Annotated in this window: 26 protein-coding genes; 13 read left to right on the forward strand and 13 right to left on the reverse strand. The window is 62.5% G+C overall.

The window, feature by feature from the left end:
- Positions 1-5: 5 nt before the first annotated feature.
- Both QTL95_RS07385 and QTL95_RS07390 read right to left on the reverse strand, forming a co-directional pair.
- Positions 6-335, reverse strand: a complete 330-nt coding sequence (locus QTL95_RS07385; RefSeq protein ID WP_289719334.1) for a type II toxin-antitoxin system PemK/MazF family toxin — start codon at positions 333-335, stop codon at positions 6-8.
- Positions 332-553 (reverse strand): hypothetical protein, encoded by a 222-nt coding sequence (locus tag QTL95_RS07390; RefSeq protein WP_289719335.1) that lies wholly within the window; start codon positions 551-553, stop codon positions 332-334. The genes QTL95_RS07385 and QTL95_RS07390 overlap by 4 nt, the downstream gene beginning before the upstream one ends.
- A 541-nt stretch (positions 554-1,094) precedes the next feature.
- Between QTL95_RS07390 and odc2 the strand changes: the two genes are divergently transcribed.
- Together odc2 and QTL95_RS07400 are read left to right on the forward strand one after the other, a co-directional pair.
- Complete coding sequence (odc2, locus tag QTL95_RS07395; protein WP_289719336.1) at positions 1,095-2,228, forward strand: ornithine/lysine decarboxylase; 1,134 nt, start codon at positions 1,095-1,097, stop codon at positions 2,226-2,228.
- A gap of 88 nt (positions 2,229-2,316) precedes the next feature.
- Positions 2,317-2,907: a GNAT family N-acetyltransferase gene (locus QTL95_RS07400; protein ID WP_289719338.1), complete on the forward strand. Its 591-nt coding sequence runs from the start codon at positions 2,317-2,319 to the stop codon at positions 2,905-2,907.
- Positions 2,908-3,503: 596 nt separating this feature from the next.
- On the opposite strand, the gene QTL95_RS07405 is transcribed toward QTL95_RS07400, so the two are convergent.
- Positions 3,504-3,812 (reverse strand): hypothetical protein, encoded by a 309-nt coding sequence (locus QTL95_RS07405; RefSeq protein ID WP_289719339.1) that lies wholly within the window; start codon positions 3,810-3,812, stop codon positions 3,504-3,506.
- On the opposite strand from QTL95_RS07405, the gene QTL95_RS28550 reads away from it, so the two are divergent.
- The 3 genes from QTL95_RS28550 to QTL95_RS07415 all read left to right on the forward strand — a co-directional run bounded on the left by QTL95_RS28550 (position 3,811) and on the right by QTL95_RS07415 (position 6,365).
- Positions 3,811-4,002 carry a DUF6719 family protein gene (locus QTL95_RS28550; protein WP_336622277.1) on the forward strand — a complete coding sequence of 64 codons (192 nt, stop codon included), beginning with the start codon at positions 3,811-3,813 and terminating at the stop codon, positions 4,000-4,002. The two genes, QTL95_RS07405 and QTL95_RS28550, sit on opposite strands and share 2 nt — an antisense overlap.
- Before the next feature lie 93 nt (positions 4,003-4,095).
- Positions 4,096-5,106, forward strand: a complete 1,011-nt coding sequence (locus QTL95_RS07410) for a serine hydrolase domain-containing protein (protein ID WP_289719340.1) — start codon at positions 4,096-4,098, stop codon at positions 5,104-5,106.
- A gap of 101 nt (positions 5,107-5,207) precedes the next feature.
- Positions 5,208-6,365, forward strand: a complete 1,158-nt coding sequence (locus QTL95_RS07415) for a GGDEF domain-containing protein (protein WP_289719341.1) — start codon at positions 5,208-5,210, stop codon at positions 6,363-6,365.
- Between the two features lie 8 nt (positions 6,366-6,373).
- On the opposite strand, the gene cysE is transcribed toward QTL95_RS07415, so the two are convergent.
- From cysE to QTL95_RS07445, 6 genes are all read right to left on the reverse strand, one after another.
- Positions 6,374-7,183 (reverse strand): serine O-acetyltransferase, encoded by an 810-nt coding sequence (gene cysE / locus QTL95_RS07420; RefSeq protein WP_289719342.1) that lies wholly within the window; start codon positions 7,181-7,183, stop codon positions 6,374-6,376.
- 43 nt (positions 7,184-7,226) lie between these two features.
- Positions 7,227-8,216: a WD40 repeat domain-containing protein gene (locus QTL95_RS07425; RefSeq protein ID WP_289719343.1), complete on the reverse strand. Its 990-nt coding sequence runs from the start codon at positions 8,214-8,216 to the stop codon at positions 7,227-7,229.
- Positions 8,216-9,349 (reverse strand): CobW family GTP-binding protein, encoded by a 1,134-nt coding sequence (locus QTL95_RS07430; RefSeq protein WP_289719344.1) that lies wholly within the window; start codon positions 9,347-9,349, stop codon positions 8,216-8,218. The genes QTL95_RS07425 and QTL95_RS07430 overlap by 1 nt, the downstream gene beginning before the upstream one ends.
- A gap of 118 nt (positions 9,350-9,467) precedes the next feature.
- A complete protein-coding gene (locus tag QTL95_RS07435; protein ID WP_289719345.1) occupies positions 9,468-9,866 on the reverse strand; it encodes a type II toxin-antitoxin system VapC family toxin in 399 nt (132 codons plus the stop codon).
- Complete coding sequence (locus QTL95_RS07440) at positions 9,863-10,189, reverse strand: type II toxin-antitoxin system Phd/YefM family antitoxin (RefSeq protein WP_289719346.1); 327 nt, start codon at positions 10,187-10,189, stop codon at positions 9,863-9,865. Before QTL95_RS07440 ends, QTL95_RS07435 begins: the two co-directional genes overlap by 4 nt.
- 71 nt (positions 10,190-10,260) lie before the next feature.
- Positions 10,261-11,052 carry a creatininase family protein gene (locus QTL95_RS07445; RefSeq protein ID WP_289719348.1) on the reverse strand — a complete coding sequence of 264 codons (792 nt, stop codon included), beginning with the start codon at positions 11,050-11,052 and terminating at the stop codon, positions 10,261-10,263.
- A 182-nt stretch (positions 11,053-11,234) separates the two neighbouring features.
- On the opposite strand from QTL95_RS07445, the gene QTL95_RS07450 reads away from it, so the two are divergent.
- From QTL95_RS07450 to QTL95_RS07465, 4 genes are all read left to right on the forward strand, one after another.
- Entirely contained in the window at positions 11,235-11,747 is a 513-nt protein-coding gene (locus tag QTL95_RS07450; RefSeq protein WP_289719349.1) for a MarR family winged helix-turn-helix transcriptional regulator, read from the forward strand.
- A gap of 123 nt (positions 11,748-11,870) precedes the next feature.
- Positions 11,871-12,893, forward strand: a complete 1,023-nt coding sequence (locus QTL95_RS07455) for a LacI family DNA-binding transcriptional regulator (RefSeq protein WP_289719350.1) — start codon at positions 11,871-11,873, stop codon at positions 12,891-12,893.
- A gap of 55 nt (positions 12,894-12,948) precedes the next feature.
- Positions 12,949-13,896, forward strand: a complete 948-nt coding sequence (locus QTL95_RS07460) for a 2-hydroxyacid dehydrogenase (protein ID WP_289719351.1) — start codon at positions 12,949-12,951, stop codon at positions 13,894-13,896.
- Positions 13,897-13,992: 96 nt separating this feature from the next.
- Positions 13,993-14,898: an adenylate/guanylate cyclase domain-containing protein gene (locus QTL95_RS07465; RefSeq protein WP_289719582.1), complete on the forward strand. Its 906-nt coding sequence runs from the start codon at positions 13,993-13,995 to the stop codon at positions 14,896-14,898.
- On the opposite strand, the gene QTL95_RS07470 is transcribed toward QTL95_RS07465, so the two are convergent.
- Positions 14,895-16,148, reverse strand: coding sequence for a D-arabinono-1,4-lactone oxidase (locus QTL95_RS07470; protein ID WP_289719352.1), 1,254 nt, complete (start codon positions 16,146-16,148; stop codon positions 14,895-14,897). The two genes, QTL95_RS07465 and QTL95_RS07470, sit on opposite strands and share 4 nt — an antisense overlap.
- Before the next feature lie 162 nt (positions 16,149-16,310).
- Positions 16,311-17,417: a TRAP transporter substrate-binding protein gene (locus QTL95_RS07475; RefSeq protein ID WP_289719353.1), complete on the reverse strand. Its 1,107-nt coding sequence runs from the start codon at positions 17,415-17,417 to the stop codon at positions 16,311-16,313.
- A gap of 285 nt (positions 17,418-17,702) precedes the next feature.
- Here QTL95_RS07475 and QTL95_RS07480 point away from each other — a divergent pair, with 285 nt between their 5' ends.
- From QTL95_RS07480 to QTL95_RS07490, 3 genes are all read left to right on the forward strand, one after another.
- Positions 17,703-18,485 carry a gamma-glutamyl-gamma-aminobutyrate hydrolase family protein gene (locus tag QTL95_RS07480; RefSeq protein ID WP_289719354.1) on the forward strand — a complete coding sequence of 261 codons (783 nt, stop codon included), beginning with the start codon at positions 17,703-17,705 and terminating at the stop codon, positions 18,483-18,485.
- An 89-nt stretch (positions 18,486-18,574) separates the two neighbouring features.
- The gene (locus QTL95_RS07485) at positions 18,575-20,197 is read left to right on the forward strand and encodes an ABC-F family ATP-binding cassette domain-containing protein (RefSeq protein ID WP_289719355.1); all 1,623 of its coding nucleotides are present in this window, start codon (positions 18,575-18,577) and stop codon (positions 20,195-20,197) included.
- A complete protein-coding gene (locus QTL95_RS07490; protein ID WP_289719356.1) occupies positions 20,154-20,642 on the forward strand; it encodes a type II toxin-antitoxin system PemK/MazF family toxin in 489 nt (162 codons plus the stop codon). The genes QTL95_RS07485 and QTL95_RS07490 overlap by 44 nt, the downstream gene beginning before the upstream one ends.
- A 209-nt stretch (positions 20,643-20,851) precedes the next feature.
- Here QTL95_RS07490 and QTL95_RS07495 read toward each other — a convergent pair whose 3' ends face one another.
- The gene (locus tag QTL95_RS07495; RefSeq protein ID WP_289719357.1) at positions 20,852-21,610 is read right to left on the reverse strand and encodes an SDR family oxidoreductase; all 759 of its coding nucleotides are present in this window, start codon (positions 21,608-21,610) and stop codon (positions 20,852-20,854) included.
- 100 nt (positions 21,611-21,710) lie between these two features.
- Between QTL95_RS07495 and QTL95_RS07500 the strand changes: the two genes are divergently transcribed.
- The gene (locus QTL95_RS07500; RefSeq protein WP_289719358.1) at positions 21,711-22,625 is read left to right on the forward strand and encodes an AraC family transcriptional regulator; all 915 of its coding nucleotides are present in this window, start codon (positions 21,711-21,713) and stop codon (positions 22,623-22,625) included.
- 79 nt (positions 22,626-22,704) lie between these two features.
- Here the strand turns inward: QTL95_RS07500 and QTL95_RS07505 are convergent, their stop codons facing one another.
- Positions 22,705-24,240, reverse strand: coding sequence for a TRAP transporter large permease (locus tag QTL95_RS07505; RefSeq protein WP_289719359.1), 1,536 nt, complete (start codon positions 24,238-24,240; stop codon positions 22,705-22,707).
- Between the last annotated feature and the right edge of the window lie 5 nt (positions 24,241-24,245).

Here is a 24,245-nt window from a genome sequence, read left to right on the forward strand (position 1 = left end):
ATTCGTCAGTCGGTTAGACCCATGACGAATGAGAGGATTCTGTCAAGTTTTTCGACATGCTCGTCGTCCATTCTGCCGATCCTCTGGCCAACTCGGCGACGCGAAATAGTAATCGGCTTTTCGACCATCGCCTGCGAGCGGGAGCGCAGTCCATTGGTCATATTCGGCTCAAGCGTGAAACGAAAATGCGGTGTGGGGCCATCGAATGACGTCAGCGGGCAGACGATGATTGATTCGAAATCGTCGCCTAGCCTATCGGTCTGTATGATAATTGCTGGACGAGGTTTCCCATAGTCGCCAGACAGGACGACCGCGAAAATATCGCCGCGCTTCATTCTTGTTCGGTCCATTCCTCGTCGTTGAAGATCGAAACAGCCTCGATCCAGCGCATCGCATCCGCTTCGTCTTCGGGGTCGAGTGCCGCGACTTGCTCGGCAATTCGCTTGCGGAATTCGGGATCGCGTGTATCGAAGCCTGCGCTCCGCGCCTTGCGCACGAGCTCATCCATCTTATGCTGCTGAGAATCTTGCGTTTGCCTTGATGGGGTGGGCATCGCGTATCCCTCGTTTCCAAGCCTAAATATAGCTGTTTGCGCTTCTTGCTGCAACGCTGGCCCCATTTTTCGTTTTTTTGCCCCACGCCAAAAAAACTCTTGATTATGACGGCGAATATTCTTATCTCGACCTCAGCCCAAAGTCGCACGTGCCCATGGGTGTCCGCCGAACCCTCGAATTGGTGAGGAAATCGGTAAGGTACCTGGAATTAACCCCTCCAGTCGCTATTCCGGCCAACCGGAAAATGCGAGGACGCCTGAAGCAACGACGGTGCGGGCCTTTTTGTTCTCTCCCTGCTTTCCATCAGCGGGGGTTACTGAAGAGGCACACCTTCATTGCCGGAAGTGCGGTAGGGAACCCCCTCCAATCCATGGCAGACAAAGCCGGATCCATGTCGCTTATGCGGCGTTGATTCACTATTCGCGCATTCGAGCGCTTGCTAAGGTTCCGGGGTCTCCACCGGCTGGTTCCTATGCGAGTGATCGATTGCCCTTTGTCCTCCGGTTTTTCCGGAGCTCTGGAACTGGAAAAGGGATTGACATGACCACTCAGCGCATCCGCGACTTTCTCGCAACCCGACGTCCCGACGGTCCCTGCCTCGTGGTCGACCTCGACGTCGTGCGCGACAATTTCTCCGCCTTCCGTCACGCCATGCCTGACAGCGCCATCTACTACGCCGTCAAGGCTAACCCGGCTCCAGAGGTCCTGAAGCTGCTCGCCGACATGGGCTCCAACTTCGATTGCGCGTCCGTCGCCGAAATCGAAATGGCGCTCAACGCCGGTGCGACCGCTGCCCGTATCTCCTACGGCAACACGATCAAGAAGGAACGTGACGTTGCCCGCGCGCATGCGCTCGGCGTCAGCCTCTTTGCGGTCGACAGCCACGAGGAAGTCGAGAAGATCTCGCGTGCCGCTCCCGGCGCCCGCGTGTTCTGCCGCGTTCTGACCGATGGCGAAGGCGCCGAATGGCCGCTCAGCCGCAAGTTCGGCTGCGTGCCGCAGATGGCCGTCGACGTTCTCGTCTACGCTCACCAGTTGGGCCTCGAATCCTACGGTGTGTCGTTCCACGTCGGCTCGCAGATGACCAAGGTCGATGCCTGGGATTCGGCGCTTGCCGATGCCAAGCGCGTCTTCGTTCAGCTGGCCAAGCAGGGCATCCACCTGCAGATGGTCAACATGGGCGGCGGCTTCCCGACCAAGTACCTGCGCGACGTTCCGTCGGCTGAAGCTTACGGTCGTGCGATCTACCAGAGCCTTCGTGATCACTTCGGCAACAACCTGCCGAAGACGATCATCGAGCCGGGCCGCGGCATGGTCGGCAACGCCGGCGTCATCAAGACGGAAGTCGTGCTGATCTCGAAGAAGTCGGACAACGACGCCGCTCGCTGGGTGTTCCTCGACATCGGCAAGTTCGGCGGTCTGGCCGAAACGATGGACGAAGCCATTCGTTACCCGATCCGCACCGAGCGCGACGGCGACGAGATGGAGCCCTGCGTCATCGCCGGCCCGACCTGCGATTCGGCCGACGTGCTGTACGAAAAGAATCTCTACCCGCTGCCGATCACCCTTTCGATCGGCGACGAGATCCTGATCGAAGGCACCGGCGCCTACACGACCACCTATTCGGCGGTCGCGTTCAACGGCTTCGAGCCGCTGAAGGCCTATATCATCTAATGCAGCTCGCCCCGTAGCCAGCCGGGGCGGCACCTTCACAATGATCTGACGATACCGTTTGAAACGGTTTTGAGTTCGGGAGGCCACGATGGCCGCTGTTCTTGATTCTGTCCGCGCATATTTTGCGCCTTCTGTCTTCACCATCGACGCCGAAAACCCCGGCGATGTCGTGGCGCGCGAAAACCTGCTCGATCGCGCCATGGGCCCGAACCGCCGCAAGAAGTCGTCGGAAAAGATACGCCGCGGCCGCGTGTCGGCGGAAGGCCTGGCGCTGGTGGCGCGTGACCGCAACGGTCACGTGATCGGTACCGTGCGCCTGTGGAACGTCGAGGCCGGTGTCAGCGCCGAAGGCATGCCTGTCGATGCGCTGCTGCTCGGCCCGCTTGCGGTGGATTCCAGCTTCGAAGGCAAGGGCGTCGGTTCCGCGCTGATGCGTGCCGCCGTGCTGGAGGCGAAGAACCGTGGTCACGGTGCTGTGCTGCTTGTTGGCGATGCCCCTTATTACGAGCGTTTCGGCTTCTTCGCCGAGAAGGCTCAACATCTCGTCATGCCGGGTCCCTTCGAACGCTCGCGCTTCCTGGCGTTGGAGCTCATCGAGGGCTGGCTTGACGGCGCGGCCGGCATGATTGTCCCGACGGGACGGATGCTGACCAGCGCGCCGATCCGCAGGGCGGCCTGATCGGCAGGAGCCTCTCCCCTATGGGGAGGGGCTTTCTTATTGGCTGAACGCGAGGCTTTCGATTTCGGCGCGCCGGAAATCCGGCGGCCATGTCCCCTCAGTGTCTTGTCGCCTGCCGGTTATTTTACGACGCTGGCATCAACCAGCTGTGTTCCGGCGGTTTGGACGATATTCTCAGGTATGGCTGCGATGAAAAACATCGTGAAAGCATAGACGGCGAATATGGTCGCTGCGGCTGTGGCCTTTAGAATCATTCATGCACTCCTATTCTCAGGCTTCGAGTGTGAGCGCAAAAAGCGGCATTCCCAAGAGTTTTCTGAACGGTAGATGAACAAAAAACTGTGACGGTGAATTTTAACGATATTTTAGCAACACCGCAGCTTCTCCTTTTTGGGGATGAAATTCATGGTTCCTTCTAAAATTATGCAATAAAAACAGTGTTATAAATTAAAGCGTCGGCATCGATTATCCCCGTAAGCCCTTAGCATGCCTAGACTAGCCTTGTCATTGCACAGGGAGCCGGGTTCATGAACCGGTCGATCTTCTGTTCATATTCCGGAGTGCGATGATGGTCGTCGAAGGTGGATCGGATGCCGTCAGGGCGGATGATTCTCCGGGGAAGCCAGGTCGGGAGACGCTCCTGCCGGTCTGGAAAAGCTGGAAATCCTGAAACGATCGGGCAGGCGGAACAGCCTGACATACCATTCATCTGCTTGCCGCCTGCCCATTCCCCATTTTGGCAGATCGTCGCGGAAAATCTTTCCGCGCGGCGTATGGTGCTGCCTACTCCCTTTGGCGGCGCTTGTGTCGATCTCAATTGCAGCACAATATATTAGAGATGTCATATATTGAGGGGGATGGAATATGACACGGTCGATCATCGCCTGCATTTCTGCTGCCTGCATGCTGTCTCTCGTGGACATATCAGGCGCATCCGCTCAGACGCCTGTCGTCACCACACCTCCGACGTTGAAGACGCTGACGCCGGGGCAATCCGTTTTGTTCGACGACAAGAAGTGCCCTGCCGGACAGATCGGCAAATACACGAGGGCACAGAAGCGGAGTTCGATAACACGCCGGTGCGTGCATCGCTGATCTTGCGACAGGCACGATCATAAGGTGTCAAATCCGCGTGAGAGATGCCGCGCGGCGGGTGATTTCGTTGTGCGCCGACTTAGATATCCAGGCATGATCAAACACCTGCTCTTCATCGCCATTCTGTCGCTCTCGCCATTCGCCGCCAGCGCACAGCAGCTAAACCCGGTCGCCGCGTTGCTGGATGGCAGTGGTTCGACACGCGAGGAACTGCGGCCGTTGAAGACCGTCGTCGTCGCGAGAGATGGCGAAATCATCGCGGAGCACGGCTATCGCGGCCATTCGGCTGGGGAGTCGGTCAATATCAAATCGGCTTCCAAGTCGATCATCTCGAGCCTCGTCGGCATCGCCATCGGCAAGGGCCTGCTCGATGGGCCGGACCAGAAGATCGCGCCGATCCTGAAGGCCGACCTGCCCGACAATGCCGATCCGAGGCTCGGCGAGATCACGATCGGCAACCTGCTCTCCATGCAGGCGGGGCTCGGTCGTCTCTCCGGCCCGAACTACGGGCGCTGGGTGTCGTCGCGCAACTGGGTGCGTTTCGCGCTCGCGCAGCCGTTCGATGACGAGCCAGGCGGGCAGATGCTTTATTCCACCGCATCGACCCATCTGCTCTCGGCGATCCTGACGAAGGTTGGCGGAAAATCGACGCTCGCCTTAGCGCGCGAATGGCTGGCGCCCGTCGACGGCTTTCGCATCGGCGCTTGGGAACGGGATCCGCAGGGGATCTATCTCGGCGGCAACCAGATGGCGATGACTGCGCGCTCGCTGCTTGCCTTCGGAGAACTCTATCGCAACGGAGGCAAGGCTGCGGACGGTACGCAGGTCGTTCCTGCCGACTGGGTTGCCCAGTCCTGGCAGCACCGCACCAATTCGCGCTTCTCGGGCGACGACTACGGTTACGGCTGGTTCTCGCGGCAGATCGGCGGCGAAGAGGTGCATTTCGGCTGGGGTTATGGCGGCCAGATGCTCTACATCGTGCCGTCGCTCAAGTTGACCGTCGTGATGACATCGGATGAAAGCGGCCCTTCGGCAAGAACAGGCTACCGTGATGCGCTGCACGGACTTCTCTCCGAGATCATCGCCGCGGCGCGCCCTGTCTGAGCGGGGTTTTCGGCCCATTGATTAAAATGCGATCAAGCGTTCCAATCAAAACGCAATAGCGATCTCGTAAGGTGTCCGCGCCGTTTATTGGAGGCGCGTAGATGATTTTGGACCTGCGGACGATCTATGTCGTGTCCGCGATGACGCTCCTGGTTCTCGGAAGCGCGCATATGGCGAGCTATTGGACCGGGCGATTCGGCCGCTGGCCGGCCTGGTGGGGCTCAAGCTACCTGGTGCTTGGCGTCGGGACACTGCTCGTCTGCCTGCGCGATTTCATCCCCTATGTGCTGTCGATCCAGCTGGGCAATGTGCTGACCATTGCCGGTTACCTGCTGACCTTCTTCGCCATCCGCGTGCTCGCGGGCCGGCCGGTGTCGATGCGGGTTTGCGCGTTGGCGCTCGTCTTCATCAGCCTTCCGGTCGCGGCTCTGCCCAGCGGCGACATGGCTGTGTCCATGCGGTTGTTCTATGTCTCGGCGGTCTGCTGCCTGTGCGATCTGACGGTGCTGCGCGAAGGTATCGGTATCTATAGGCGCGAGAAGCTTTTCTCGGCGGGTCTGCTGGCATGGCTATATCTGCCGACGGCAGCGATTTTCCTTGTTCGTGCCGGCATGGCGGCAACGGGCGAGATTGCGGGTCCTGATCCTTACGGCACGACCGCCGCCCATAGCTGGATGGCGTCTACGGCGGTCATCTTCCTGGCGCTGCGCAGCATGCTGATCGTGCTGATGGCGGCGGAGCGCAACAGGGGCGAACTGATCGCGTTGGCGCATCATGATCCGTTGACGGGGGCGCTCAACCGCGGCGGTCTGGCGCAGAGGCTGCCGGTGCGCGATGCCCATGCCTTGGCATTGCTGGTGGTCGATATCGATCATTTCAAGCAGCTGAACGACCAGCACGGTCATCTCGTCGGAGACGATGTGCTCCGGCTGTTTTCCAGCGCCGCGCGCAGCGTGCTGCGGCCCGATGACCTCCTGTCGCGCCATGGTGGCGACGAGTTTCTCGTGGTGCTGAAGAATACCGCCGAGGACGGAGCGATTGCGGTCGCCGAGCGGATGAGGCTGGCGTTTTCGGAGCAGGTTGCGGCGATGGCGGTGTTCGCATCGCTTCCGACACTGAGCATCGGCGTCGCAGCCTGCAGCGGTTCCGATATTGATTTCAAGAAGCTTCTGGAACGGGCCGATACTGCGCTCTATGCCTCCAAGCGGCAGGGCCGCGACCGGGTAGAGGCATCACCGGCGCAAGAGCAGGCGGCTTAGCTCACGGCTCAGATATTCTGATCCATGTTCTCGGCGGGGATTTCGCTGGCCGGATGGATGCGCACCACCGATGCCGGGACGCCTGCCACCGTGCAATGGGCCGGAACCGGCTTCACCACCACGCTGCCGGCCGCCACCTTGCTGTAGGCGCCGATCTCGATATTGCCGAGGATCTTGGCGCCGGCGCCAATCATCACGCCGCGGCGGATCTTCGGGTGGCGGTCTCCGGTTTCCTTGCCGGTGCCGCCGAGCGTCACGTCCTGCAGGATCGAAACCTCGTCCTCGATGACGGCGGTTTCGCCAATGACGATGCCGGAACCATGGTCGAGCATGATGCCGGAACCGATCCTGGCCGCAGGATGGATATCCGGGCCGAAGACAAGCGAGGCGAGATTGGCAAGCCAGCTGGCGATCTCGACGCGGCCCTCGTTCCACAAGGCATGAGCCGCGCGGTGGATCTGCAGGGCGTGGAAGCCCTTCAGGTTGAGCAGCGCATGCAGATAGGTCGTGCAGGCCGGATCACGCTGGCGCACCGCCATCAGGTCTGCCTCGATATCGGCGAGGATATCGGTCGTCAGCGTCTCCTGGAGAAGCGTCGTCAGCGCCGCCGTATCGACATCGGCGCGCGAGAGGCGGGCGGCGAGCACGCGGGCGACGATGGCGGCATTATCCGCGGCGTCGATTACCTGCGATGTCAAAATAGGCCGCAGCACCGGTTCGCACTCGCACAGCGCCAAAGCTTCGGCGCGGATCGACACCCATGCCGAGGCATCGTTGGCGGCTGCGGTTTCGGCGATGGCGTTTCCGGTCTGCGGCATCTGGTTTAGGCTCTCTGTTTCGCGAATGTCTTTATCACATGCCTTAAGCGGCGATATCGACCACGCCGCAATCGCCGGCTTCCGAAGCGAAGGCCAGCAGCTTGCCGTTCTTGCTCCAGCTCATGGCTGATATCGCGCCCTTGCCGGGGCGGCGGATCAGCGCTTCCTTGCTGTCGGCGAGGCGGACGGCGAGGATCATGCCGTCGATGAAGCCGATGGCGAGGATATCCTCGGCCGGGTGGAACTTGACCGAGGTCGCCATGATGTTGGCGCGGGTGCCGAGTTCGAGCGGCGCCTTGCCCATGGGGCCGTCCTTGCCCTGGAAGGGCCAGACGATGGCGGCCGGCGCGCCCGAGGAGGCCAGCCACTTGCCTTTGGCCGACCAGGAGAGCGACTTCACCTTGGCGGGATAGCCGGTCATGCGCATGTGGCGGGCTTCGGAGCCCGGCTTGATGTCGAGCTTCCAGCCATGCAGGGCGTTTTCCTGCATTGTGGTGACGAGGAAATTGCCGTCGGGCGAGAAGGTGACGCCGGTGTGTGCGCCCTTCCATTCGAGATCGATCGGCTTGGCGTCGCCGGCGACCCAGTGCAGCGACACGCCATTATAGCGGGCGGCGGCGACGCGCATGCCCTTCGGCGCGAAGGCGAGACCTTCGACGGTGCGTTCCTCGGTGAATTCGCGAGTCGTGCCGTCGGCGAGGCGGACGATGGCGCTCTTCCCGTAAGCATAGGCGATGGCACCCTGCGGGCCGGCGGCAAGCTGCGAGATCCACTTGCGCGGCGCATGCGCCAGCTCGGTGACGCTGCCATCGGCGGCGATACGCAGCACCTTGCCGTCCTCGCCGCCCGAGATCAGGCTTTCACTATACGGATCGCGGATGCAGGTCAGCATGCCCTGATGGGCTTCGGTGACCTTGTCCGAGCCGTCCAGCCGGTGAAACGTGCCGGCGGCGCTGGCGAAGAAGGGGGTATCACCTAAAAATTCGACGGCCAGGATATGGCCGTCGAGGTCGAACGGGGCAACAGTCGGCATCAGGCAGCAGCCTCGCACGCCTTGAAGGAGGCTTCGAGCTTTTCGCGGTCGAGTTCGCGGCCGATGAAGACGAGACGGGTCTCGTGCTTCTCGCCGTCCTTCCAGGGGCGCTGGTGGTCGCCCTCGATGATCATGTGAACGCCTTGCACGACATAACGCTCGGGGTCGTCCTTGAAGGCGATGATGCCCTTGAGGCGCAGGATATTCGGGCCCTGCGTCTGGGTGATCTTCTGGATCCAGGGAAAGAAGCGTTCGGCGATCATCTCGCCGCCGCGCAGCGAAACCGACTGCACCGTCACGTCGTGGATCGGGGAGACGGCGCCATGATGGTGGTGATCGTGGTCATGATCGTGGTGGTGGTCATGTCCGTGGTCATGATCATGGTGGTGATGATCGTGATCATGCGCATGGTGATGATGGCCGTGATCGTGGTCGCAATCGGGACCGCAGACGTGGTCGTCATGATCGTGGTCGAGGAAGTGCGGGTCGTTTTCCAGCGCACGCTCGAGGTTGAAGGCGCCCTGGTCGAGCACGCGGGCGAGATCGACGCCGGAGCGGCTGGTCTTGTAGACGCGGGCCGAGGGGTTGATGGCGCGGACGACATCCTCGATGACGGTCAGTTCTTCCGGGGTGACGAGGTCGGTCTTGTTGATCAGGACAACGTCGGCAAAGGCGATCTGGTCTTCGGCCTCGCGGCTGTCCTTCAGGCGCAGCGGCAGATGCTTGGCGTCGACGAGGGCGACAACGGCATCGAGCTCGGTCTTGGCGCGGACGTCGTCATCCATGAAGAAGGTCTGTGCAACAGGCACCGGATCGGCAAGGCCCGTCGTCTCGACGATAATGCCGTCGAAGCGGCCGGGGCGGCGCATCAGGCCTTCGACGACGCGGATGAGGTCGCCGCGTACCGTGCAGCAGACGCAGCCATTGTTCATCTCGTAGATCTCTTCGTCGGATTCGACGATCAAATCGTTGTCGATGCCGATCTCGCCGAACTCGTTGACGATGACGGCATACTTCTTGCCATGCGCTTCCGTCAGGATGCGGTTCAGAAGCGTCGTCTTGCCGGCGCCGAGGTAGCCGGTAAGAACGGTGACGGGAATGGGCTTCGGCTGCGTGGGAATAGCGTCGGTCATGAGAACCTCGATCGATGGGGGCTTGCTCGGGTGTTTGTCCCGGGCCTTTCAAATTCGTCGTCTCATATAAGGGGTGCGGCGCGGCAGTTCAAAGGGATTCGTATGTTATAAGATCACATTAGGATGTGGAGGTTGCGATAGCCGATGGAATATCGGTCTGGGCGAAGTCGTTGCCAATGAAAAGCAAGGGGCAATTGAATTCCTTGGCCGTGGCGTAGGAGAAGCAATCGCCGAAATTCAGCGAGGCGGGATGGAAGTTCTTGCCCCAGTTGGTGTAGGCGGTGGCGGCGAGTTCGGCGCGGGCTGGGGTGACATCGACAATCTTCACGGTGACGGCCGAAAGAATCGCGCGCATCTGGCCGGACATCCCTCTCTTCGCTGCGACGATTAGCGCCTCAAGCACCGTCCCAGCCGACACCAAGATGAGGTCCTCGCCTTCAAATATCTTGCGGCAGGAAGGTGCCTGCGGTTCGTTCGCCAGGATCGCGATCAATGCCGACGTGTCGACGGCGATCACTTCGGCAGGCCGTCTTCATCGTAGAGGAAATCCTGGCTATGAGCGGCGTCCGGGCCGGGTGGCAGGTTCAACTGCCGTACCTCTTCCTGCAGTTTGTCGATCAACCGGGACTTTTCCTCACGGCTGAGTGGTGGCCTTGTGGCGTCATTCCGCAGGCGCTGAATGAAATGTTCCCGCTTGACCGGATCATCGATGAATGTGGTTGCCGCCTCAAGGCGAGCGGCCGGCTGACCATCCTGCGTCAACACAATCTCCTCGCCCTGATTGGCAAGGCGGATCAGTTCTGTCAGCTGGCCTTCAGCCTCCTTCACGGAAATGCGCATGCGGGCCTCCTCAGTGAGCCACTGCGATTACAATCAATATGATGAAAAGACCGGGCCGATACAAGCGCCCGCTATGTCAGCGCGTCCACGTCGAAGGCGTTCACATCCTTCAGCAATTCCACCAGCCCCTTCACCGCATGGGTGATCAGCGCCTCTCCCTTTTCGGCTGTTGCCTTGGCGGCATTCCCGGCGACACCTTGCTGGTTGAGGTCGGACATTTTCCAGCCGAAGGCGTGCGGACCGTAGGCGCGCAGGTGCTTGTAGCGGGCGGCGAAGTCGGATTGGCGGGAGGGGAAGTTCTCGGCCTTGGCCATGTCCACCTTGTCGGGGTGTAGCGCCAGCATCACCGAGGTCTCGATATCGCCGCCGTGGATGTCGATCGCCTTTTCTTCCGGAGAGATCACGCCATCAGGCAGACCGAAGCGGGTCCAGCTGGTGGCGACGGCGAGCATGTCGAAGCGCACGCGGGCCTCGGTGGCGACGATCGTCATCAGCGGAGAATTGCCGCCATGGGCGTTGAGCATGACGAATTTGCGGATGCCCAGCCGCGACAGTTTGCCCGCGATACCGAGCCAGCGTTCGATCGCTTCGCCGTAAGCCAGCGTTTGCGTTCCTGTCACATCCATATGCTCGATTGAGTAGCCGACTGATTCCGTCGGCAGGAAGGTTGCGGGAAGGGTCGAGGGTAGGGCTATTTTGAGCCTGCTAACGATGCCGTCGGCGATCAGCGTGTCGGTCTCGAAGGGGAGGTGCGGGCCATGCTGCTCGTGGGCGCCAAGCGGCAGGATGGCGATCCAGCGGTCGCGCTCGGCGGGCGAAAGCTGCGGATCGTTGTCCTCGAATTCGGCTTTGGGCGCTATCATCCGGCTAAGGCCTCTTGTTTATGACGAGATCATGCGCAATGTCATAACGCAACGTTCTCAACGCTTAACGCATAAGCCTTTAAATCAAAACCGATTTGGCGGGAGGCTTGGGCGCCAATTAAACTGTCGTCGCGCGGTGGCCCGGTCCAGAAACGCGGCGGGGCACGATCAGAGGGATGGCGATGGGCAAGAAGCACAAGGACGGCAAGAAACAGAAGTCGAAGAAGAAGGACCAGACCGAATATACGGTGGTCGATCTTTCGCCGGCTTTGACGCAGGCCGCACGGTCGATGCGCACCGTGTTGTCGCGCAACCTGCTTGCGAGCGGACTTTATGCCGGCCAGGACGGGGTGATCCTGTCGCTGGCCGAAAGCGACGGCATGACGGCGGGCGGGCTGGCGCAGAAACTCGGCGTCAAGGCGCCGACCATGACCCGCACGATCGGCCGCATGGAGGCGCAGGGCTTTCTCGAGCGCAAGGCCGATGCCGACGACGCGCGCCTGACCAAGGTCTATCTGACCGAGCTCGGGCGCGGTAGCGTGCAGGCGATCGAAAAGGCTGCCTCGGCCTGCGATCTTCTTGCAACCCAGGAGTTCTCCGAAAAGGAAATCCGCAACCTCGTTCGCCTGCTCAAGGCCATGGAGGTGAACCTGCAGACCGAGGCCGTCGCCTTCGACGAGCCGGAGGAAATTTGACGGAATTGTGAATTTAGAATTGCCTCCTCGGGTTTAATCTTTTAATTAAATATTTTAAGAGCGCTCGGCATCGATATCGAGCGGCGTGCATGACGAAACCCGCGCGTTGCCTGGGGAGGACACGTGGCTCAGAAGATCAAGCTTTCCACCATCGCCGAAACACTCGGCATTTCCACCGCGACCGTATCCCTTGCCTTACGCGACAGCCCGCTCGTCGCCGGCGCCACGCGCGACAAGATCAAGGAGCAGGCGCGGGCGCTGGGCTATATCTACAACCGCCGCGCAGCCAGCCTGCGCACCTCGCGCTCCGGCATCATCGGCGTCGTCGTGCACGACATCATGAACCCGTTCTATGGCGAGATTCTCAAGGCGATCGAGAGCGAGCTCGACCGTAGCCGGCAAACCTTCATTCTCTCCAATCATTACGATTCGGTCGAGAAGCAGCGCACCTTCATCGAGACGCTGCTGCAGCTCGGGGGTGACGGCGTCATCATGTCACCGGCGATCGGCACGCCGCCCGAGGACATGCAGCTCGCCGAGGATAACGGCATGCCCGCCATTCTCGTCGCCCGCTCGATGGACGGGTCGGACCTGCCGACTTATCGCGGCGACGACAGCTACGGCATCTCGCTTGCCACCAATCACCTGATCGGCCTCGGCCACCGCTCGATCGCGATGATCGGCGGCACAGACCAGACATCCACCGGCCGCGACCGCTACCAGGGTTACGTCAACGCGTTGCGCAAGGCCGAGATCGAAGTCGATCCGGGCCTGCGCATTCCCGGCCCGCGCTCGATGCAGGGCGGTTTCGAGGCGGCGGTGCATTTCCTGTCGCTGCCGCAGAAGCCGACCGCCGCCGTCTGCTGGAACGATCTCGTCGCCATCGGCCTGATGAACGGTATTGCCCGCGCCGGCCTCGTGCCCGGCAAGGATATCTCGGTCACCGGCTATGACGATCTCGAGGAGGCGTCGATCTCGATGCCGGCGCTGACCACCGTCTGGAACGGCCAGGCCGAAGTCGGTCGGCTCGCCGCGCGTGCCCTGCTCGACCGTCTATCCGGCAGCCACGAACCCGACGGCATCCATCTCATCAAGCCCGAGATGCGCATCCGCCAGTCGACCAGCCCCTACCGACCGCGGTCCTGATCCGGTCCATTCATCCTCGCCCGTTTGGGCAGGCGACAACCGAAGAGGAAATATCATGTCCCGCATCGCCGTTCTCGTCCCCGGGAAAATGCACGAGCGTGCTCTTGCGCGTCTGAAGGAGCGTTACGATGTCATCGAGGCCGATGCGGCGTCGCTCGACGCGGAGATGGCCAAGCGCATTCGCGGTGTGGCGGTCTCGGGCACGTTCAAAGCGGCTTCTATCGACGCGCTTCCCAATCTCGAAGTGATCTCCAGCTTCGGCGTCGGCTATGACAATGTCGATGCCAAGCATGCGGCGACGAAGGGTGTGGTCGTGACGAACACGCCTGACGTGCTCAACGACGAGGTCGCGGATACGGCGATTGGGCTGCTCCTCAACACCGTCCGCGAATTTCCGCGCGCCGAGAACTGGCTGCGCGCCGGCAACTGGACGCCGGGGAAAAGCTACCCGCTGTCGCGCTTTTCGCTGAAGGGCCGGCATGTCGGGATTTACGGCCTCGGCCGCATCGGCCAGGAGATCGCCAAGCGGCTGGAACCGTTCAAGGTCAAGATCAGCTACCACACCCGCACCCGCAATGCCGATGTGCCCTATGACTACTATCCGACGCTGAAGGACCTCGCCGAAGCCGTCGATACGATGATCGCGATCGTTCCGAAAACGCCGCAGACGCACAAGACGATCAATGCCGAAATCCTGTCGGCGCTCGGTCCCGAAGGCGTGTTCGTCAATGTCGGTCGCGGCTGGACGGTGGACGAGGAGGCGCTGGCCGCGGCGCTGAAATCCGGCGCCATCGGTGCCGCCGGTCTCGATGTCTTCTACGACGAACCGCATGTGCCGGCGGCGCTGCTCGACCTGCCGAACGCCGTGCTGCTCCCGCATCTTGCCTCCGGCTCGGTACCGACACGCAATGCCATGGCCGACATGGTCGTCGACAATCTGGCTGGATGGTTCGAGAAGGGTGAGCCACTTGCGCCGGTGCCGGAAACGCCGCTGAAGGGGTGATCGGTCGCAGCAAGGCTGCGGTTTGTGCTGGCGCCGCCGCCATGTGTAGGATTCGATGTTCGTTCGACGTCTTGAGACCATGGAGAGTCAGGCATGGTGAGCGAAACGCAGCGCAAGTTGACGACGATCTTTTCCGCCGACGTGCAGGACTATACGCGGCTGATGGGTGCCGACGAGGAGGGGACGCTCGCGACCCTGAAGCGTTATCGCGACCGGATGTCGGGGCTGATCGGCGCGCATGGCGGTCGGGTGATCAACACCTGGGGCGACGGGCTGATCGCGGAATTCCCGAGCGTCGTCGAGGCGGTGCGCGCGGCGGTGGACGTGCAGAACGAGCTTGCCGGCCTCAACGCCGCGCGGCCGGCCGACGGGCGTATGCAGTTCAGGATCGGTATCAACCTCGGCGACGTGATCGTCGAGGGCGATGACATCTACGGCGACGGCGTCAACATTGCGGCGCGGCTGCAGGCGCAGGCACCGGCAGGCGGCGTGGTGATATCGAATACCGTCTACGACCAGGTGCGCAACAAGGTGGCCGTCGGGTTCGATTTTCTCGGGCCGCTTGAGGTCAAGAACGTCGCGGAGGCGGTGCCGAGCTATGCCGTCAGGATCGGCGAGGGCGAGCAGGGTGGTGCCAGGCACCCGGCCGGCACCTCGAGACCGGCGGCCTCTTTGACTGTCTCACCCGAGCGGCAGGTCCTTTACGCGCGCCGGGCGCTGGCGTTGTTCGCGGTGATCGCGGCGGCGCTTATCGTCATCAACGCTTTGACCTGGAGCGGTGTGTTCTGGGCCGCCTGGCCGCTCCTGGCGCTGGCGCTTCTTGCGGCCATGCAATGGGCCAGAAGCCAGGCGCTTATCGACAAGCGGATGGCGGCGTTCGGGATCATCGGGCTGGGGCTGATCGGTATCAACCTGCTGTCGTGGCACGGCGTCTTCTGGGCGGTGTGGCCGCTGCTCGGGCTTGCCTTTGCCGCAGGCATCCGCTGGGCGACCCGCGGCTAGGCCGTTCGAACGCCGAAGACGACCTCTTCCAGCCAGGGATTGGAGAACTTGCGTTCGGGGTCCATGTTTTCGCGCAGCCGCGCGAAATCCCCCAGACGCTCGTAATGCACGCCGACATGGCGGCGGCTGAAGACCTTGCCCCAGTGCGGCAGGACCTCGAAAGGAGACAATGCTTCCTCGATATGGCCGACGGCGGTATCGACGGCCTTCTGGTCGCGCACCCAGGTGAAATGCACAGACAGCGTGTCGTTGCCATATTGCGGGCTCATCCAGAGATCGTCGGCGGCAACAGTGCGGAATTCGCCGGCCTGGGCGAGATGCGCGAAGCGGTCTCGGACCGACAGCAGCGCCTCGATGGCGGCGACCGCATGGCGCCTTGGGATATGGAACTCGGACTGGATCTCCTCGCCGTTGCTCGGCGTGAATCCCATCTTGAAGTGCGGCAGCCGATCGGACCAGCGGCCGAAGACGCCGAGCTGGTCGGTGGCGTTCTTGGCGTCCAGTCCGCTGATCGGATGACGCTTGACGTCTGCGCGGCGCGCGCCGCGGATGATGACCGCAGGCTCGCTTGATGTGTCCGTGCTCTTCAGCCAGAGCGAGCCGGCTATATCGCGCCATTGCGTGAAGACGCTGACGCTGTAGGCGGAGGCGGTGATCTCGTCGAGGTTGGCGAGCAGCGCGTCCCAGCTCAGTCCGTCATAGACCGACTGCGCCACCTCGAACTCCGGCACGACATCGAGCGTGACGCGGGTGACGACGCCGAGCGCGCCGAGATGCACGACCATGCCGGCAAAATCGGGATCGCCGCGCCGCACCGTGACGACGCTGCCGTCGCCGGTGACGATCTCCATCCCGGCGACGGCGGTCGCGAGATTGCCGTTGCGGTCGCCCGAACCATGGGTGGCGGTGGCGATGGCCCCGGCGATCGAGATATGCGGCAGCGAAGCGAGATTGTGGATGGCGAGCTTGTGCTCATGCAGGAAAAGAGCGAGGTCGCCGTAAGTGCAATGCGCACCGACGGACACCTGCCTGCGATCATCCGAGATCGCCGCATCGATCGGAAGGCCGGCGAGCGACAGTGCGACTTCGCCATCGACGATGGCGTTGAAGGAGTGGCGTGAGCCCAGCGTCTTGATGGCGGTTGAACGCGCCACGATCGTGGAGACCTCGTCGGCGGAGGCGGGGCGCAGGCAGTCGCGAAAGCTGTAGTGAAAACTCTCCGCCCAATTGGCGGCCGGCACATGTCCCATGAAGCGGCTCCTCCCGAATCTGATTGCCGCTTTTATAGAACGCGGTGGGGTAGGGTGGAAGACGGCGAGGCGATGCGGAACGAGCGATCGGGATCAGGCGAAAGCCCCTCCCGAGCCCCTCCACTTGTGGGCAGGGGTTTGGGTGGGGTCTTAAAACTTGCCCTAAATCTTCCCGGCCCGCTGCTGGATCATCATGAACGTATCGAAGGTATATTCCGACAGCTGCATCCACAGATAGGCGTCGCGCTTGAACGCGGTCTGGTCCTCGTAGATCTTCTTGAAGTAGGGGTTCGAGCCCGAGATTTCCGCGTAGATGTTGAGCGAGGCCTGGAAGCAGGCTTCCATGATTTCCTGGCTGAAGGGTCTAAGCGTCGCGCCCTCGGCCACAAGCTGCTTCAGCGCCGGCGGGTTCTTCATGTCGTACTTCGCCATCATGTTGGTGTTGGCGAAGGCGCAGGCATCGGTGAGCGCCGCCTGGTAGTGCTTCGGCAGGCTGTTCCACTTTTCCAGGTTGAAGAAGGCATGCACCGTCGGGCCGCCCTCCCACCAGCCGGGATAATAGTAGTACTTGGCGACCTTGTGCAGCCCGAGCTTCAGGTCGTCATAGGGGCCGACGAACTCCGACGCGTCGATCGTGCCCTTTTCCAGCGCCGGATAGATATCGCCGCCGGCGATCTGCTGCGGGATGACGCCGACCTTGCTGATCACCTGGCCGGCAAGGCCGGCGATGCGCATCTTGACGCCCTTCAGATCATCCAGCGTATTGATTTCCTTGCGGAACCAGCCACCCATCTGAGCGCCGGTATTGCCCGCCGGCAGGCCGTAGATGCCCTGCGTGGCGTAGAATTCGTTCATCAGCTTGTTGCCGTTGCCCTCGTAGAACCAGGCATTGGTGAGGCGGCCGTTGAGACCGAAGGGAATGGCCGTGCCGATTGCGTAGGTCGGGTCCTTGCCGACGAAATAGTAGGAGCAGGTATGCGCGGCTTCCACCGTGCCGGCGCTGACGGCATCGGCCGCCTGCAGGCCGGGAATGATCTCGCCCGCGGCAAAGGGCTGGATCGTGAAGTTGCCGTCGGTGGAGGCGGCCAGATGCTTGGCGATATCGTCGGCCGCGCCGTAGATCGTGTCCAGGCTCTTCGGAAACGAGGATGTCATGCGCCAGGCAATCTTGGGATTTTCCTGCGCGATGGCGGGTGCCGCCAAAGCCGTTGCGGCGACGGCACCGGCGCCCGCTGTTCCTGCCTTCTTGAAGAATGAACGACGATCCATCAAAAACCTCCCATGGGTTCAATCTGCGAGGCCAAATTCTCCCCACCCGCAGAACGACAGGAAGCTAAGCATGCGGACGCAGGTGATTCAAGCGTCGCGCCATTAGTCTTTGGGATCACGACCGCAATATGGCAGGCCCGGCACTTCGGCCCGAATCAGTGGCTGGGCGGCAAGGCGACGGAACGGGCACGATCCGCCGCAATTCCGCCCGGGATTGCGCGGAAACGTTGACATCAAGGCCATTCTGGTTTCTCAGATGGTTGACCCGCACACTCCGGAAAATCCATGACCAAGCCCATCGTCGCCATACCCGCCGATATCCGCGCCTTCAATGGCACCGACTGGCATGCCGTACAGCATCAATACGTGCGTGCAGCGCTGAACGCTGCCGGCGTGATGAGCTTCATCATCCCCGCCTTCGAGGAGGGTTACGACACCGATGCCATCCTTGACCGTGTCGATGGCGTGCTGGTCTCCGGCTCGGCCACCAATGTCCATCCCTCGCTCTACGGCATGGAAGCCACCGAGGCCGACGGCCCCTTCGACCCCGCCCGCGACGCCACTACCCTGCCGCTGATCCGCCGCGCCCTCGACCGGGCCATTCCGCTGCTCGCCATCTGCCGCGGCATCCAGGAGCTGAACGTCGCGCTTGGCGGCACGCTGGCAAGCGAAATCCAGGACCAGCCCGGCATCTGGGATCACCGCACGCCGCCGGAAAAAGACCGCAACGGCATGTACGAGATCCGTCAGAGCGTCATCATCCGCGAGGGCTCCTGCATCGCCGGCATCGTCGGATCGGGCGAGGTCAAGGTGAACTCGCTGCACCGCCAGGCGATCGCGAAGACCGCACCGCGTCTGGCTGTCGAGGCGGTGGCCGAGGACGGCACCGTCGAGGCCGTCTCCGTGATCGACGCCAAGGCCTTTGCCGTCGGCGTCCAGTGGCATCCCGAATACTGGGCCGAGACCGACAAGCCCTCGAACCAGATCTTCACGGCCTTCGGCGACGCCGTTCGGCAGTACGCCGCGACGCGCCAGCCCGCGGCCTCCCAGGCGAAAGTGCCCGCCTGACACCAAGGCCAATCAGACAAGACAATCTAGACCGCGCCCCGTGATCCCAAGGCACAAGGGCGCCCGCAACAGTTTGGACCAGACGTGACATGATACGCATCGAAAACATCAGCAAGCAGAACAGCCACCGTCTCCTCTTCATCGAGGCATCGGCTGCGCTGAATCGGGGCGAGAAGGTCGGCTTGGTCGGGCCTAACGGCGCCGGCAAGACCACCCTTTTCCGCATGATAACAGGCCAAGAAGAGCCGGATGAAGGCCAGGTCTCCCCCGACAAAGGCATTACCATCGGCTACTTCAACCAGGATGTCGGCGAAATGTCCGGCCGCAGCGCAGTGGCCGAAGTCATGGAAGGCGCTGGCCCCGTCAGCATCGTCGCGGCCGAGTTGCGCGAGCTCGAGGCCGAGATGGTCGATCCCGACAAGCTCGACGAGATGGACCGCATCATCGAGCGCTACGGCGAGGTGCAGGCCCGCTACGAGGAACTCGACGGCTACGCACTGGAGGGCCGCGCCCGCGAAGTGCTTGCCGGCCTGAGCTTCAGCCAGGAAATGATGGACGGCGATGTCGGCGGCCTCTCGGGCGGGTGGAAGATGCGCGTGGCGCTCGCCCGCATCCTTCTGATGCGCCCCGACGTCATGCTGCTCGACGAGCCGAGCAACCACCTGGATCTGGAAAGCCTGATCTGGCTCGAGGAGTTCCTGAAGGGCTATGACGGCGCCCTGCTGATGACCTCGCACGACCGTGAGTTCATGAACCGCATCGTCACCAAGATCATCGAGATCGATGGCGGCTCGCTCAACAGCTATTCCGGCGATTACGGCTTCTACGAACAGCAGCGCGCCCAGAACGAAAAGCAGCAGCAGGCGCAGTTCGAGCGCCAGCAGGCGATGCTCGCCAAGGAAATCAAGTTCATCGAGCGCTTCAAGGCGCGCGCCAGCCATGCCTCGCAGGTGCAGAGCCGCGTCAAGAAGCTGGAGAAGATCGACCGCGTCGAGCCGCCCAAGCGCCGCCAGACCGTCGCCTTCGAATTCCAGCCGGCGCCGCGCTCGGGGGAAGATGTCATCAACATCAAGAACGTGCACAAGAAGTACGGCAGCCGGACGATCTATGAGGGCCTCGACTTCATGGTTCGCCGCAAGGAACGCTGGTGCATCATGGGCATCAACGGCGCCGGCAAGTCGACGCTCCTGAAGCTGGTCACAGGGTCGACCGACCCGGACGAGGGCAGCGTCGCGCTCGGCGCCAGCGTCAAGCTCGGCTATTTCGCCCAGCACGCCATGGACCTGCTGGATGGCGAGGCGACCGTGCTGGAATGGCTGGAAAGCTCCTTCCCGCGCGCCGGTCAGGCGCCGCTACGTGCGCTTGCCGGCTGCTTCGGCTTTTCCGGCGACGATGTCGAGAAGAGGTGCCGGGTGCTCTCGGGCGGCGAAAAGGCCCGCCTGGTCATGGCCCACATGCTCTTCGACCCGCCCAACCTGCTCGTCCTCGACGAGCCGACCAACCACCTCGATCTCGACACCAAGGAAATGCTAATCAAGGCGCTGTCGCAGTATGAAGGCACCATGCTCTTCGTCAGCCACGACCGCCACTTCCTGGCGGCGCTTTCCAACCGTGTGCTGGAACTGACCCCCGACGGCATCCACCAGTACGGCGGCGGCTATACCGAATATGTCGAGCGCACCGGCCAGGAAGCGCCCGGCCTGCGCAGTTGATGAGAGAACCGGGCGGCACTATCTTGCGCCGCCCGGCGCTCCCTGGAAAAAGCGGCCGGTCATAGTGGTTAGCCGCAACGCGCCGCTACGCGGCAAGGTCACCGTTCTTCCCTGCACAACGGATGAGGATAACGCCAGAAATCCTGCGGCTGTAGAGCTAAGTGCTGAAATACAGGCAAAGATCGATCATAAGCGCACATGGGTGATCTGCGATCACCTGACAACGGTGGCAACATCACGTCTGGACAACATGGCCAGAAGTCCACCGAGAGTGAGGGGCGATGAACTAACAGCCATCCTCCAAAAGGCACACTCCTTCATCGCAGGCTGGCTCCCTGCCATGAAGGACGCCGAAACGACTTTTGTTGTAGAAACTCGATCCTTAACCCTCACGGAAGTGGAGGACACGTTGACGATCGAGATAGAGCACAAGCGTTCCACGTGACCAACGTGAAGTATGCCGGGACGCATCGAGCGCAGGCCGCAGACGTTGACTGATTAGGAGTGTGCCGGTATAAGCAACATATCTGCGGGGCCGTAAGGTCGCCGTCTCTCCGCAAGGAGACTCATGTGCCAAAGCCACCCTTCGGGTGGCTTTGGTCGTTTTGGGGCCACGGTCGCGTTAGCCCTGCTTCTCCGTACACAACAAGCGCCCTACACCTGCGCCGCCAGCGCCACCGCGTCAGTCCCGGCCGGCAGGCGCATGGGGCAGGAGGGGTCGGTTGCGGCGCGCCATATGGCCTCGGCGACATCGACCGCGCGCGTTATCTGATCGGCCGGCTGTTCAGCCCAATGCGCGAAGACGCTTTGGACCAGGTCGGCATAGGGCTCCGGGAAGCCGGCGCCGGCCTCGCGCATGCGTCCCTGCGCGTTCTCGCCGAACCGCGTGTCCGGCGCGCGGCCGGGCAGGACGAGACGGGCGCGGATGTTGAACGGCTCGAGTTCCAGCGCCAGCACCTCGGTAAAGGCGTTCACGGCAGCCTTGCTCGCCGTATAGGCCGAGAGGAGATGCAGCGGCTTCAGGGTGACCGTCGAGGTGACGTTGACGATCACACCCTCGCGCCGCGCGCGAAACTGCGGCAGCACCGCCTGCGTCATGGCCATCGTGCCGATCGTGTTTGTCTCGAAGATATCGCGCACCGTCTCCATCGGCGTTCCCTCAAGCGCGTTCAGCCAGCCGATGCCGGCATTGTTGACCAGCACGTCAATTGGCCCCGCCAGTTCCACTGCGTTGCGGATGCTGTCGGCATCGGTGACATCCAGCGCGATCATCCGCAGCCGGTCGGATTGCGGCAGCACGTCGGGCCGTGGCGCGCGCATCGTGGCGATGACGTTCCAGTCGCGCTCGATGAAATATCGGGCGGTCTCCAGGCCGAAGCCGGACGAGCATCCGGTGATGAGAACCGTTTTCATGGGCTTGCTCTTTCGTTGTTTGCTGACCTCCCAGATATAGACAGCGCTGACAGGACGAACTACATCAGAAAATCCGTAAAACATTTGCGAGCGTCCTGACATGATCGATCCGCTGGCCGAGGTGGTGACCTTGCTGCAGCCGAGGGCGCCGTTTTCCAAGACGGTGGGCGCCGCCGGCGCATGGCGAGTCCGGCGCTCCGAAACCGGCAAGCCCTTCTACAACGTCATCCTCGAGGGATCGTGCCGGCTCGCCGTCAACGGTCTGCCGCCGGTAACGCTGGTGGCGGGCGATTTCGTGCTCATTCCCGCGGCCTATGACTTCGATCTGTCGAGCCATGACGCCGACACGGCTGAAGGCGTCGACCTCGAACGGCACGCCATGGTCGAGGGCGGCGCCCGGCTCGGCGATCCCGAGGCACCGGCCGATGTCCGCATGCTTGTCGGCCACTTCGTCTTCGGCTCCCCCGACGCCAGCCTGCTGGTGTCGCTGCTGCCCGATCTTATCCATATCCACGGTGAGAAACGGCTGTCGACGCTGGTGCAACTCGTCACCGAGGAGGCGCGCGGCGACAGGCCGGCGCGCGAGGTGCTGCTGGAACGCCTGCTGGAGGTGCTGATGATCGAGGCGTTGCGTTCCTCGGCCGACACCGGCGCCTCGCCCGGTCTGCTGCGCGGTCTCTCCGACAACAGGCTCGCCGCCGCCATCCGCCTGATGCACGAAAAGCCGAGGCAGGCCTGGACCGTCGCGCAACTGGCCAGGGAGGCATCGCTTTCCCGCTCGGCCTTCTTCGAACGCTTCACCCGCGCCATGGGCGTCGCGCCGATGGAATACCTGCTCTCCTGGCGGATGGCGCTGGCGAAAAATCTCCTGCGCGGGAAAGAGATTGCCATCGCCGAGGTCGCCGACCATGTCGGCTACGGCTCCGCCAGCACCTTCAGCACCGCCTTCACCCGCTTCGTCGGGATGGCGCCAAGGCATTATGCGCGGGCGGAGGCGGGCGAGGTAGATGGATAGGGCAACGAGCAAAGAAGACCGCTCCACCCCTCTCCCTTGTGGCGAGGGGATTTGCTGAAAGCTCAGGGTGCCCTTCTAACTACTTGATCTCCGGCGGCTGGCTCAGGTCCGGCTGCGCGGGCTTGGGCTGCGCCGGGGGCTGGCCCGGCAACCCGTTCATCGGGGGCAAAGCGAGGCCGGGCATGCCGGGCGGCGAGCCACCGGGTGCGCCCATCGGGGGCAGGCCGAGGCCATTGCCGTTGAAGCCGGGCACCTCGATCTTGATCGTGTTCAGATCCACCTGCGGGCCTTTGTTCAGCCAGTAGGTCACCGATTGCGGCCAGAAGATCACGATGGCGACGAGGATGAGCTGCATGCCCACCCAGGGAAGCGCACCCATGTAGATATCCGAGGTCTTGACGCTGCGGTCGGCGATGGAGCGCAGGTAGAAGAGCGCGAAGCCGAAGGGCGGGTGCATGAAGCTCGTCTGCATGTTGACGCAGATCAGCACGCCGAACCAGATCAGGTCGATGCCGAGCGCCGAGGCCACCGGGGCCAGCATCGGGATGACGATGAAGGCAATCTCGAAGAAATCGAGGAAGAAGGCGAGCACGAAGATGAAGATGTTGACGAAGATCAGGAAGCCCACCGGGCCGCCGGGGATGCCCGATAGCATGTGCTCGATCCAGCGCGAGCCGTCCATGCCCTGGAAGACGAGACTGAAGCAGGTGGAGCCGATCAGGATCATCACCACCATCGAGGTGATGATGGTGGTGGAGCGCATGGCCTCGCGGATCAGCGGCCAGGTCAGGCGGCGGTGCATGGCGGCAAGCACCATGGCGCCGACGACGCCGAGCGCGCCGGCCTCCGTCGGTGTCGCGAGCCCCATGAAGATGGTGCCGAGTACGAGGAAGATCAGCACGATCGACGGCACCATGCCGGCCAGCACCTTCAGAAGCAGCGCCCAGCTGAGATCGCCGCGCACTTCCTTGGGCAGCGGCGGCACGCTGGCCGGCTTCAGGATCGACAGGACCAGGATATAGCCCATGAAGATCGCCACCTGCAGGATCGAGGGGCCGATGGCGCCGAGATACATGTCGCCCACCGACTTGCCGAGCTGGTCGGCCAGCACGACAAGCACGAGCGAGGGCGGGATGACCTGGGTGATGGTGCCCGACGCGGCGATGACGCCGGTGGCGAGCCTCGGGCTGTAGCCGTAGCGCAGCATGATGGGCAGCGAGATGACGCCCATGGTGATGACCGAGGCTGCGACCGTTCCGGTGATGGCGCCGAGCACGGCTCCGACGAGGATGACGGCATAGGCGAGGCCGCCGGGGACGCGTCCGAAGAGCTTGCCCATGCCCTCGAGCAGATCTTCCGCCAGGCCGCAGCGCTCGAGGATCGCACCCATGAAGGTGAAGAAGGGGATGGCGAGCAAAAGGTCGTTGGAGACGATGCCGAAGATTCGCAGCGGCAGGGCCTGCAGGAAGGCTTCGCTGAAGTGATCGGTGGCGATGCCGATCAGGCCGAAGAAAAGGCCGACGGCGGCCAGCGAAAAGGCCACCGGGAAACCGTAGAGCATGAACAGGACCATGCCCACGAACATGGCCGGCGGAATGATGCCGAAATCGAACAAAGGCG

Source organism: Rhizobium sp. S152, from assembly GCF_030380735.1.
Taxonomy (GTDB): Bacteria; Pseudomonadota; Alphaproteobacteria; order Rhizobiales; family Rhizobiaceae; genus Rhizobium.